Genomic DNA, 11,941 nt, shown 5'->3' with positions numbered 1-11,941 from the left:
TACAGGTTGCCAAGCTGGACCAATACTGTAAATTAATGTTCTAAATGTTCCCACATTCATAGGAACTGCAGGGCGTATTTGTCCATAATTTGGAACATTACCAAATCAATGGAAATTTGGTTTTAAGATAATTTAGTTTGTTAAAACTATACTTACTTTCAATAAAATCACTAATATCATAAATTAAAGTTTTATCTTCAAAAGAGTTATTCTTATTATATATGTATAGTAATTTCTCTATAAAAGCGAATGTACTTTCATCAGTGATTGAATTAGTAATCATTATAAATAATATATGTAAAACTTTATAAAGCTTTCCATTTTCAGACGATTTTTCCACAACTAAATTTAAATCAGAAGTTATATCAAATTCTAAGTTTTTATTTTTTAAATATTCATTTATTAAGTCAAATCTTAAAAAACTATTTAAATATATATTTTTAAATTCTAAATTAAAATTCAATGGAATATAAATTTTATTATCTATTAAACTCAAAATTTCTGATTTCAACCACTTATCTTTATCTTGAACAGTATCATAAATTGATATAGCTTCTTTTTTTAATATATCATAGATTGAATGACTATTCATTATTAAATTAATATCTGTACATTCTCCAGATAATATTTTTTGATATTGTATATAATTAGATTCAAACATAATTTTTATTTTATATTCTTATAAATTCTTGGAGGAGTAATTAGAGCACTATTAAATAATATCGTTGAATTTCCGGGAAAACCAATTGATACACCTTTTTCATACTTTAAATAATTTAATCCTGTAGCTCGCGCAACATTAAAAATTGTCCCTCCAGATCCAGTTCCTGGAACATATTGATAGGGGGTTAAATAAAAACTTCTTGTGCTCGATTGCAACATTCTGTATTCAACAATTACATTATATGGAGAATTTGCTTTATTTATAAATGATGCTGAAAGCAAATATCCTATATCTGCACGCACATGCGGTCCTTCACCAGAGCTATTTCTATCTTGTAAGTATCCTAAAGTAGAAGAATATTCTGCATTAGACATTGCTCTATAAAAATGGGTAATCTGTTCTCCATTTGTGTCAGTCGTTGTAGCAGGTACATCTACAGATGTTGTAAGAGGTATATTATAAGCAGGAGCATGAGCACTATCTCCGTTTAACATTAGTGGCAAAGACCATAAACCGGCTCTTAGTCCTCCTGCTAATTCTCCTAATATACCTCTAATTGCAGTCCAGGTTCCTGCTGAAGCTCCGCCACCCGTAGGTAAAGACATCACTCCGGTAACTCCCATTGCGACATTTGCTCCCCAATTATTATTGAGATTATTCATGTAAGAGTTAAAATAATTCTGTACCGGCTGTCCTATCTGGAACTACTTCCCGAAAGCACCAGCGGCGGTAATGTATAAACTCCATCTCCCATTGTAAAGATACCGCTGTAACTTACTGTAGAGCCATACGCCAAACTTCCGCCCCCGGCATGGCCTCCTTTGTCACCACCATCGTAGCTCGTAAATCCTCCATTTCCATTATTGTACCAGTAAGAGTTACTTCCATCAGGAGTAACTTCTGTCATGGTTGCGGAAATAGCCGCCATTGTCACTCTGCCATCCGGATCAAAAAAGCTTATTGGATTATTCACTACATAGGCATACGGGCTTGCGGATAAATAATTTTCCGCCAATTGGTCTATCCCGTTCCATCTTCCAATATCCGGCATATATTCTCTCCAGCCGTAGCTGTACATTCCCGTTTCCTGCAATTCTTTTCCGTTGTACTTATAGCTTTTATAGCTTCCCTGGGCAAAATAAGCGGTTCCTGTTTTCAGATGATTCATCCCGAAGGGGTAGTAATCATTATTATCGGTGATTTCAAGAGCGCCTGCGCTGTTTTTGCAAAACTTATTTAAAATCAGGTATTGAAATCAACACCTGAATATTATAACATTCTCCCGGCTCAGAGAGTATAAAAAGGATAAACTTTTGTCTCAAAAAAAATAGAAACTCTAAAATATCTCTGGCAACATTTTTAGTACTAATACCTGGATTCATATTTCCTCTTTCTAAATTCATTATTAAATTTTCTGCTTCTTTTGCAATAGCCTTATTGCTTTTAAATGTTTCACGAGCTAATTTAACAATTCTTGAATCTTGACTTATCATTCTGCTAATTAACTCTTCTGTACAATTATTATGCACCAAAATCCCTTTCTCAGAAACATAATAATTATGGTCACCTTCTACTTCAAAGTTATAGATTTTTGAATAAGGCTATAGATATTCCTTCACTTTTTTGTGAAAGAATAATTTACAGTTTAATATTTATCAAAGTTCTTATCAATAGAAATATTTAGATGCGTTAAGTGTTTTAATATTTCTATTATTATTATCCAAGATTTTTCCTCAAGTTTTAATGGTAATATTTTTTCATTGTAGTAAATGTTTATACAACTTTCATTAAGAGTTTTAATGTCTTTGAATATTTCAATTTTTGAAATGTTACTTAAAAGTATTTTATCTAAGTAATTATTATAATTATAAATTGTTTGATCTGTTATTAACCACCATTCAACATTATTTATAAAAGATGTGACAATAGGCGTTTCATTTATGGATAAATTAATAGTTTGCAAAATAATATTTTGTTTAGAAATATTTAAAGTCTTCCATAATTCAGTATAATTCAGTTCAAGTTTGCTTCTTCTGAATTTCGCTTCTAAAATTGATATTTTCATTTTGTTAAGGAATTGGGGCTGTAAGTCTTATTGATGATTCACTTAATTTCTCAAAAGTGAAACCTAATCTTCGAGCAACGGCTTCATTAAATAATTTATTATTCATTATATCTGTTCCTCTTAATTCAAGCATTGTTGCTCCATGACTTTTTGCTTCATTAAACATTGTTTTTAGTAATAAATTAAGGTCTGTCGATTCTTGTGCTTTAGCTAATAATGAAATGGACTTTGTATATGTATTTCCAGAAATATAGTTTTTTGAATATACAAAATATTGTCCTTCCGCATACAAGTCATCTGTTAAGCCTAAAAATCTTTCACAATTGTTATGTACCAAAATCCCTTTCTCAGAAACATAATAATTATGGTTGCCTTCTACTTCAAAGTCAATAAATGAAAGAGTTATTCTAAATGTAAATAACTCTTTCCTAATTATTTATAAAATCCAGAAATTATATTTTCTTCTGTTTTTAGAGATTGAAGCTTATCTATTATATCATTTTTGGTAATATTTTTCAAAAGTAAAAATCTGTTTAAAACGAAAGCAATTTCATGAGGATAATAATCAAAATATATATCTTCAGATCTTTTATTTGTTGTTGCAATTAAATAATCCATTGTTGAATATGTCCAGTAATATTTATTATTGCTCTCTTTCGCAATAGCTTCGATCATTATAATATCCAGATCTTCTTTATCAATTTGAAAGTTGGTAAAGAACTGGAACTTCTCATTTTCTGTTAATAAAAATTTATTTTTTATTTCAAAAAAAAATATCCCATTTTCATTAATTTCTGTAGGGCTATAGAAATTAATATTTTCGTCTTCATAGTCATAATAATTTCCTTCCTCCTTGTATAACATTATATCACATATGAATTTATCCATATATTTATATCCACGTATTAAAGAAATCCCACCCAAAAAGCTATCAAATTCATAGGGTTGAAATCCAAAAAGTTCTCTATTTGTTTCTATTTTCATTATAAGATTATTAAATTGTTACTGTAGAAGATAAGGATGCAAACTTCCAATGTTTGTTCCAGTTTTATCCATCCATATCCGTACTTGAGTTGTGGTTCCCGATTCGTTTATCATTCTTCCAAAATCCAATATTATTTCCTTTGCTCCTTTTGTAGAAGTCCCAAATGTGCCTTCACCTCTTCCAATACGTATGGTTGCCTCTTCTAATACATCTTTATATGACAATCCTTTTTGAAACATTTGCGATAAAGGTCTGCCTCCTATATTAAATTCACCAGCAAAGAAATGTTCAGAAAGATGACTTGTAAAACGTGATGACTGGTTTTCTAATGTCTTTGCTATCGCACTTGTCCATTCACAGTTATTATGCACCAAAATCCCTTTCTCGGAAACATAATAATTATGGTTGCCTTCTACTTCAAAGTTATAGACTTTTACTTTCTTGAAGAAAATATTCCCTTACTGAAATCGTAAAGGAATATTTATTAATATTTTATTTTTCTTTATTAAATAAATGATATTCTCTAAAAAATACATCTACAGCATCTAAATTTTCTTTATAGCTTATTTCATTTATAATAGTTAGCCAACCAAATTCTAATTTATAATTGAACTTATTTTTTAACCATTCTCCAAAATCATATCTGAAATCATATTTAGCTCTTTCTCCTAATCGTATTGCGTCATTACATAAATAACCATCCAAAAATGCGGAAATTAAAGGAAGATTTTTCTCTCCAACATAAACTTGTGGTCTTTTTTCTATGTGTAACATTAATTCATTAAATTCCATAATAATTATTTGTTTCTTTTTGAAATATATGAAACTCTCTAAAAAACAAGTCAACAGCATTTAAGCTTTCATATTTGCTCAGGCTATTAAGATATTCCGCCCAAGAAAGTTCTTGCTCAAAATTGTATTTTTCTTTTAGCCATTCACTGAAACTTGATCTAAAATCATAATTCGGTCTTTTATTATTTCTGAAAATATCGTTTAATAAATATCCAGTAATAAAGGCATTTAATAAGCTTATGTCTTTTTTGTTTATAAATAACAAAGGTTGTTTTTCTAAATCTGATAATAGTTTTATAAAATCATTCATAATTAAAAAGGTGTTACTGTTGGAGGTGGAAGCAAATGTGAACCTACTTCTAAATCTTGCAACCATTTAGAATATTGAATCCCTTTTGGAAATAGATTATCATAAACCATATTTCCAACCTTCACAGCTACATGGTCCCCATTTCTAGTAATTGATTGATTAAATGTATTTGACCAAATATATGGTGTTTCCGATTTTAGCACTAATAATTCACCATTAATGCCCTCTCCCATCATTTTTTTCATAAGATAATTCGCAAATTCCTTACACTGAAACATTTCAGTATATTTGTTTGGAATTGCCTCGATTATTTTGCTAAGTCCGCAATCATTATGTACCAAAATCCCTTTCTCGGAAACATAATAATTATGGTTGCCTTCTACTTCAAAGTTATAGACTTTTACTTTCTCATCCAAGAAATTAATAGATTCTACGGGAGAAGTTTTTCCGTCTAAAGTGGTTAGAAGTGTACCTTTTGTCAGGTTTTTGGCTTCTACCCAGTTTCCGTTTACAAAGAATGGGTGTTCCGGGGTGCAGGTAATTTCCGTACCGTTTACAGAGATTTTTACTAATGAAGAAGACGTATTGCGGGATAGCTCTACTACTTTTTTCAGTTCTTTTTTGCCTGTTTCTTCGTTGTAGCTCCATACCAAGTCACCTTCCTTAATGTCTTCAATCTTTTTGCTGCCTTCTTCTGTAGCTACTAAAGTTCCTTCTGTGAAGCAGATTTTTAATAGTCCGTTGCTTAATCTTCCCAAAGGCTGACATACATATCTTGTAAGACCTGCCGCTCTCCATCCTACACTTACGAGTTCTCCACCTGCAAATGATGCAGGAAGTTCAAGGAAAAGAAAATTTTCAAATTCTGCTACTTCTCTCGATGCTTTAGAGTGGGCGATCCCCCAACCCAAATTAGTACTATTGACATCGTAGTTCCAGCTATTTAATGCTCCGGTAATTTTGCTCATCATCAGATAGCTGTTGTAGCCAAAGTTTGCAGAATTGTCCCAGGTAGAAATGTTTCCTTTACCATTGATGATTACCGGCGGTAAAGTATAAACTCCATCACCCATGGTAAAGATACCGCTGTAACTTACTGTAGAGCCATACGCCAAACTTCCGCCTCCTGCATGGCCTCCTTTGTCACCACCATCGTAGCTCGTAAATCCTCCATTTCCATTATTGTACCAGTAAGAGTTGCTTCCATCAGGAGTAACTTCTGTCATGGTTGCGGAAATAGCCGCCATTGTCACTCTGCCATCCGGATCAAAAAAGCTTATTGGATTATTCACTACATAGGCATACGGGCTTGCGGATAAATAATTTTCCGCCAATTGGTCTATCCCGTTCCATCTTCCGATATCGGGCATGTATTCTCTCCAGCCGTAGCTGTACATTCCGGTTTCCTGCAATTCTTTTCCGCTGTACTTATAGCTTTTATAGCTTCCCTGGGCAAAATAAGCGGTTCCTGTTTTCAGATGATTCATCCCGAAAGGGTAGTAATCATTATTATCGGTGATTTCAAGAGCGCCTGCGCTGTTTCTGGCATAAGAAATCCTTACATTTCCCAACTGGTCTACGTATTGGTAAATATACTGATCTTTTGTATAATCATAAAAACCTTCTGCGGTAGGGAAGAATTGCAGGTCGGGGGTTTTGGCGTCAGCCACCATTCTTGCTTCATCAGGGGAGAAAGCCTGTGGCTGCATGGCCCGTGTTGAAAGCATTTCAAACCCTCCGCCTGGAGGGAGCAGATTGCCTGAATGCAGATACTGGAAACCATCGAGATAGTCTGTCACATTTACCATAGTTGTGCTTCCGTTAAACCCTGTTGTAGTAACGCTACTTTCTTTTCTCAGCTTTGCTCCGTCTGCACTGTATTGATTTTTAACAGAAACATATTCGTTACCGTTTCTGCTCAGCTCCAAATCACTGGGAAGATTCAGATAATTATATTTGATTGTACTGATACCTTTATCGGGCATGCTTATCATGTTTCCGTTGGCATCATATCCTATTGTGCCACCGCCTCCTTCGTAGCCTGCAAAGTTTTGGGAAATATCGGTAATGCCTGTCACCCGGTTTCCTGCATAGGTATAATTCAGGTTATCGATTACCGTAGCGGTGTTGGTTCCACCTTCCATAACAGAAGTCCTGTAGAGGTTGCTGATATTTCCGTTCAGGTCATATTCCATCGATTCCGTATTCTCCTTGCTGTAAGGGTTATTCGGGTTTTGATAATATCCAGCCAAAAGGCGGTTGGTCCCGTCATATGAATATCCGTATCTTTTGGGAGTCAGGGAAGGGTTTACCCCCAGTGTTTCCACCGCTCTCCAGTCTGTCTCTGTAATGCTGCCGTCATATCTCGGCGTTACGTTTTTTCCGGGGAACAGTGCCGGATCGGGATTATCGATACCTTCTTTTTGGAAGTATTTGATTTTATAGGAGAATAATTTTCCTCCCAAATCTTGCAAATTCATCTGGTTTTTATTGATATCCGTTAGCCAGCCTCTGATGTTATAGGTATAATCAATGCTCTGAAGATTGTTTCCTACTTTTTTATTAATGAGCTGAGAAAGCTCGTCATAGGTATTTTCTGTCAATAATTCCTCGGGTCTGCTGTCTACCTGATGGTAATGCTGTTTTAACCTTTTTTGTGAATCATATATAAAACGTTCTTTGATGGTGATTCCCGGCTCATCGGCTTTTCTGGCATGATAGGTAAAGGTTTTTTGTGGCACACCTGAAAAGTCAAGCTCAGTTTCCGTTTTGGTATATCCTCCCAAATGATTTCTGCTGTCGGTTCCAATTATCCTTCCTAAAGTATCATACCAGATAAATGCAGATGACCAGCTGTCATTTTCAATATTCTTGATATAGCTTGCTGTGGGAAGTGTCTTGGTACTTCTCACAGAAGTCAGTCCGTTAGAAACAATCGTTGCAGGAACAGCCGTTAATGTTTTCTGACTTCGTATTTGTGTTGGCTGAGAGGGAGAGCCTGTGGGATATTCATCATAATAATTAACACTCAAAATAGTCATGCTTCCTGTCGGGAAAGCTGTTTTTGTATAGTAGACGTCAATTCCGTTCAGAGTAAATGGGGTTGTACTCGGAGTTTCGTTATTGTCGGCATTGGCAGACATATTATTAAGTGCGGTCTGCATTGTTTGTCTTTCTGCGGTATTGGCAAAGAATCCTGTATAAACAACTCTTCCGAATTTGTCATATTTATTGAACATCCAGCCTCTTTTTGCAAAGTTGTTGGCCGTCGTTCTCAGATTAGCGTCCTGTGAAAGTACCGCACGCCCTTGTTTATCATAGACTATATATTCCCAACCTTTTCCGGGAATTTTCTTTTCTGCGATTCTGTTGTATTTATCATATTTATACTGATAGCATAAATTGTTTATTATTTCTGTGGTCAGAGCAGAAACAGAAGCTTTAGGCGGAATGACATGAGTGAGGTTTCCAAATTCATCATATACATAATAGGTATCCAGATTTTCTATAGCTCCGTTTGATTTTTTATTGATTTTTCTTACCAGTAATGTCTGTTTTTTAGAATTAATAAATGTTTGGGTTTCGTTGTCGTTTTCATCCTTAGTGACCATTTTATACAGGGTATTGGCGTTGTAGTAGCCATTCGTTGTATAAGAATCGTCGGATGAAACAGAAACAGACACATCATTAATCTGTGTAGAAGTATTCCAGCTTATTGTAGGTTTGTATTTTTTAACTTCCCCTGCATCATTGGACAGGTATTCCATTTTTTGGGTGTGAGCACCGGTCATTTGCCATTCCGTTCCCGGAGCAGCCGATTTTACCACTCTTGCCAATGGTGATTTTTCATATAAAATCTCCGAATAGGCATTGGAAACTCCATAATAGGAATTTACTGAACTTTCTCCGATACCCGGAATATAGGCTCCGTTCTGTGTATCTATCGGCTGAGGTAAAAAGTCTTTTGTTTTTCTTCCTGATTGGTCATACAGGGAAGGAACTACGATGTCTTTACCATTGGGAGATGCTTTAATGGCAATTGTCTGCGTTGTTTTTCCCAATCCGTCAAGATATTGAACTCCTTGAATCTGTGCAGCATTCGGCTGCTCTGATGTTACAGATTCTAAATAGGTCCTGCTGTATATATAATTTTCTGTATTGGTCAGGCTTTGTGCATGAAATAAAGCCACCATAAGAAAAGATATGATAAATATATTTTTTTTCATAACTGTCTGATTTAGTATAAACTACTAGGGTTGTGGTTTTATGTTGTACTTATAATCCTTAATAATATTTCCGTTAACGTCAGCTACTGAAGTCAGCTTTCCGTTGTTATCATATTTGTATATTTCTCTTATCCCGTCCGCAGGAGTCACGGTGGTAACACCAACCAGGGGATCATAAGTGTATGTTGTGACAACGAAGTTCTTCAATGCAGATAAATTTCTGAAATTATCCAACGCATTGATAAGTGTAGTTTCTGACGAAATATCCACATCCGCATTGGATTTTAGAATAATATCATCCGCCAGACTTCCAATGTCTGAAAGTTTTGCGCCTTCTATTTTTGCTATCGGAAAGCTTTGATTATATCCCCAAATAATTACCGTTGAAATTCCGGCATCCGTTGTTGTATCCTGATTTGAAGTAAATTGTCTTACATTTCCTTTAGAATCATAATCGTCATATTTAATGGTAACTTTACTGGTATTATCGTTAGCATTAATATTGACTACCGATGAAGGATATAGATTGCCTTGATTTTCATATTTCACCATGCTGCTTGAAATCAGTTTCCCATTGTTTTTAATTTCAGTCTTTACAGGAAGTCCGTTCATGTAAGCATTTTCTAAATTCTGATATTCTGTGGAACCTGCGGAATAAGTAACAGCTCTTTCCATAACATTTCCGTCTGATGAAGTTTCTTTTACTGATGCTGCTTTAAAATTAACAGGATTAAACTCTGTTTCTACCTTACTTTCAACAAACCTGTTGGCTCCGGTATAATCTCTTGTGATAACCTTTGTGTTTTTTATAAAGGCTTTCTTCGTAACTCCGCCATCAACAGAAACTTCTGGCATCTGATCTAAAGTTTCAAAAGTAAAATCATAATTAACGGCAGCTACCAATTGATTCTGATTATTAAAAACTTCCTTTTTCTCCATTACTCCCGACTTGGTAATATTATAATATGGCCAAAACTTTGTTTCATTTCCATTGTAAGTGTAGGGGGTTTTTGGATAGTCATTAGGATTTTTGAAATAGTAATTGACATATCCGTTATCACTATCATTAGTTACTTTTACATTTCGATAAAGAATCACCGGAGCATAATCTGACGATGTACTTTCCATTTCCGGGTAAAATCCGTAGCCACTGGAGCTGTTTGGATCATTGAAAACACTGTAATCATAAGAAACCGTTTTCTTAGCAACAAAATCCAAAGCAGAATTATAGTATTTAATATCTTTAATTCTGATTCCTGCTTTTTTATCATTGCTCACTGCATTTTTATAGGGAGTTGGTATACTTGCAATATGTGAAAATCCGGCAGTACCATGTCCTCCGGTACCATATATTTTGATCGAGTGAATTCCTGGTGTCAGATACAAAGTTTTAAATGACCAAGCGCTGCCTTCTAATGCTTCATCATTAAAGCTATAACAAATATTGGTAAGGTTGGGATCATTATCTATTACATAATCAACATTAGAATAAGGTTCACTAAGTCCATAACTAGGGTAATATTTAGTGGCCTGAAAATCTACATATATTGGCTTAAATTTATTCGGCTCTCCCGGTACTTGAAAAGTATATGTTTTTGTTTGGCCATTTGGAACATCGAAATCTACATTCACAAAAGACTGAATAAACTGAACTTCCGGATCTGAAAAACTTTCTGGGGTCACATAATCAGGAACGTTTTTATTTTTATAATATTGGTTCGCTTCAAAATTATATTCAACCATTCCTCCTGTCGGCAGAATGACTTTGTATAATGTCCCGACAGGAGTGGTATTGGGGTTTGTAGGATTGGCCGAACAAGCTCTGTCTTCCCCTAAATTACTGTTAAAATAATACTCTGTATATAACAACTTTGTGGTTTCTAGTGGAGTTCCGGTAGGATTGGATAAATTAATCTTGTTAATTCTGGTCAGTGTCCGCTTATTTTCTACCTGCATAGAATATTCAAAACCGTACTGTGAAATGATTCCCATATTATTATTTTTAAGGGAGACCTTTGTAATGCTATAAGGGTCATTCATTGTACCTTCCAAAGGCGTATCATAATTGTAATCGATAACAATAGAGCCTATTCCCGGAGAGGTAATGGTCTTTAGTTTACAAAACTGATAAAGTAATTCACCGGTACCGGGCTTGTTTTTATTGTCTTTTTGATAGGTAAAATTTAAAAGCTCTACATTATTTGCATTTTTAATTTGTGTCAGATAAAAAGCAGATTTAAACAATGTCCCGGATAAAAGCGGATGGTTATAGCTCCTGTTTTGGCTAAAATCATCAAAGATATATTTATACCCATTATCATCAGTTATGGTAAACGAAGTGGTAATCAGAGTAGCAGTATTATTGTCTCTTGTATATTCTATTTTAATATGATTAGGTGTAAGATTTACTACCTGGAAAGTATTGGTATCTGTATTTCTTTCAAACTTAAATTTCCCTGATATACCAGGCAGGTTATAATAGTATATATCATTAAATTTATTTTTTTTGTATCCACTGAAACCTGTGTCGTCATATCTTTCATCTAATTCATCTACAATTTCTCTTGATATAACGCCTCCTGCAAACATTGACCAGCCAATCCCAACTTCACTTCCTGCTTCTGTCGTGTCCATGTTTAGAGGGTGATACTGTAAAGATAAATTAGCGGCAATATTTTTATCATTGGAAGATAGTCCCAATAAAGGAAAATTAACATCCGGAACACCTGTGGCAAGTGATACCGGAGCATCTGTATAAGTAGCCAACGATGAAACTGAAGGCACAGGTTTGGATAAGTCTCCAAAATTAATATCTGAAATTGGTTGCTGCTGTGAAAAAATATGTACCGGTGCAACCGCTGCTATTATGCTTAATAGCTTAAGGATTTTTTTCATTATT

The 11,941-nt window shown here is 34.4% G+C and carries 12 protein-coding genes and 1 pseudogene; all 13 read right to left on the bottom strand.

Annotated features, from left to right (window positions below):
* Nucleotides 1–97: 97 nt before the first annotated feature.
* The 13 genes and pseudogenes from ACM39_RS12940 to ACM39_RS12885 all read right to left on the bottom strand — a co-directional run bounded on the left by ACM39_RS12940 (nt 98) and on the right by ACM39_RS12885 (nt 11,937).
* Nucleotides 98–661, bottom strand: coding sequence for a hypothetical protein (locus ACM39_RS12940; RefSeq protein ID WP_048511450.1), 564 nt, complete (start codon nt 659–661; stop codon nt 98–100).
* 5 nt (nt 662–666) lie between these two features.
* A complete protein-coding gene (locus ACM39_RS12935; protein ID WP_048511449.1) occupies nt 667–1,326 on the bottom strand; it encodes a hypothetical protein in 660 nt (219 codons plus the stop codon).
* A 32-nt stretch (nt 1,327–1,358) separates the two neighbouring features.
* The gene (locus ACM39_RS12930; RefSeq protein ID WP_048511448.1) at nt 1,359–1,832 is read right to left on the bottom strand and encodes an RHS repeat-associated core domain-containing protein; all 474 of its coding nucleotides are present in this window, start codon (nt 1,830–1,832) and stop codon (nt 1,359–1,361) included.
* Between the two features lie 64 nt (nt 1,833–1,896).
* On the bottom strand, nt 1,897–2,157 hold the full coding sequence (locus ACM39_RS12925) for a hypothetical protein (RefSeq protein WP_048511447.1): 261 nt from the start codon (nt 2,155–2,157) through the stop codon (nt 1,897–1,899).
* A 33-nt stretch (nt 2,158–2,190) separates the two neighbouring features.
* A pseudogene (locus tag ACM39_RS19630) lies at nt 2,191–2,253 on the bottom strand (hypothetical protein); the annotation flags it as partial.
* 56 nt (nt 2,254–2,309) lie between these two features.
* Entirely contained in the window at nt 2,310–2,729 is a 420-nt protein-coding gene (locus tag ACM39_RS12920; RefSeq protein WP_048511446.1) for a hypothetical protein, read from the bottom strand.
* 4 nt (nt 2,730–2,733) lie between these two features.
* Nucleotides 2,734–3,120, bottom strand: a complete 387-nt coding sequence (locus ACM39_RS12915; protein ID WP_228377112.1) for a hypothetical protein — start codon at nt 3,118–3,120, stop codon at nt 2,734–2,736.
* A 41-nt stretch (nt 3,121–3,161) separates the two neighbouring features.
* Nucleotides 3,162–3,713, bottom strand: coding sequence for a hypothetical protein (locus ACM39_RS12910; protein WP_048511444.1), 552 nt, complete (start codon nt 3,711–3,713; stop codon nt 3,162–3,164).
* A gap of 18 nt (nt 3,714–3,731) precedes the next feature.
* Nucleotides 3,732–4,166 (bottom strand): hypothetical protein, encoded by a 435-nt coding sequence (locus ACM39_RS19365; RefSeq protein ID WP_082140592.1) that lies wholly within the window; start codon nt 4,164–4,166, stop codon nt 3,732–3,734.
* A 40-nt stretch (nt 4,167–4,206) separates the two neighbouring features.
* Complete coding sequence (locus ACM39_RS12900; protein ID WP_048511442.1) at nt 4,207–4,506, bottom strand: hypothetical protein; 300 nt, start codon at nt 4,504–4,506, stop codon at nt 4,207–4,209.
* Complete coding sequence (locus ACM39_RS12895) at nt 4,496–4,816, bottom strand: hypothetical protein (protein WP_048511441.1); 321 nt, start codon at nt 4,814–4,816, stop codon at nt 4,496–4,498. Before ACM39_RS12895 ends, ACM39_RS12900 begins: the two co-directional genes overlap by 11 nt.
* A 2-nt stretch (nt 4,817–4,818) precedes the next feature.
* On the bottom strand, nt 4,819–9,042 hold the full coding sequence (locus ACM39_RS12890; protein ID WP_053073327.1) for an RHS repeat/hint domain-containing protein: 4,224 nt from the start codon (nt 9,040–9,042) through the stop codon (nt 4,819–4,821).
* A 24-nt stretch (nt 9,043–9,066) separates the two neighbouring features.
* Entirely contained in the window at nt 9,067–11,937 is a 2,871-nt protein-coding gene (locus ACM39_RS12885; RefSeq protein ID WP_048511440.1) for a hypothetical protein, read from the bottom strand.
* Between the last annotated feature and the right edge of the window lie 4 nt (nt 11,938–11,941).

The organism is Chryseobacterium sp. FH2 (assembly GCF_001045455.1).
GTDB lineage: Bacteria > Bacteroidota > Bacteroidia > Flavobacteriales > Weeksellaceae > Chryseobacterium.
This window is presented reverse-complemented; position numbering and strand designations above follow the sequence as displayed.

Coding starts and splice junctions, on each gene's coding strand:
- ACM39_RS12940 (WP_048511450.1), bottom strand. CDS start 661: ATGTTTGAATCTAATTATATACAATATCAAAAAATATTATCTGGAGAA.
- ACM39_RS12935 (WP_048511449.1), bottom strand. CDS start 1,326: ATGAATAATCTCAATAATAATTGGGGAGCAAATGTCGCAATGGGAGTT.
- ACM39_RS12930 (WP_048511448.1), bottom strand. CDS start 1,832: ATGAATCATCTGAAAACAGGAACCGCTTATTTTGCCCAGGGAAGCTAT.
- ACM39_RS12925 (WP_048511447.1), bottom strand. CDS start 2,157: ATGATAAGTCAAGATTCAAGAATTGTTAAATTAGCTCGTGAAACATTT.
- ACM39_RS12920 (WP_048511446.1), bottom strand. CDS start 2,729: ATGAAAATATCAATTTTAGAAGCGAAATTCAGAAGAAGCAAACTTGAA.
- ACM39_RS12910 (WP_048511444.1), bottom strand. CDS start 3,713: ATGAAAATAGAAACAAATAGAGAACTTTTTGGATTTCAACCCTATGAA.
- ACM39_RS12900 (WP_048511442.1), bottom strand. CDS start 4,506: ATGGAATTTAATGAATTAATGTTACACATAGAAAAAAGACCACAAGTT.
- ACM39_RS12895 (WP_048511441.1), bottom strand. CDS start 4,816: ATGAATGATTTTATAAAACTATTATCAGATTTAGAAAAACAACCTTTG.
- ACM39_RS12890 (WP_053073327.1), bottom strand. CDS start 9,042: ATGAAAAAAAATATATTTATCATATCTTTTCTTATGGTGGCTTTATTT.
- ACM39_RS12885 (WP_048511440.1), bottom strand. CDS start 11,937: ATGAAAAAAATCCTTAAGCTATTAAGCATAATAGCAGCGGTTGCACCG.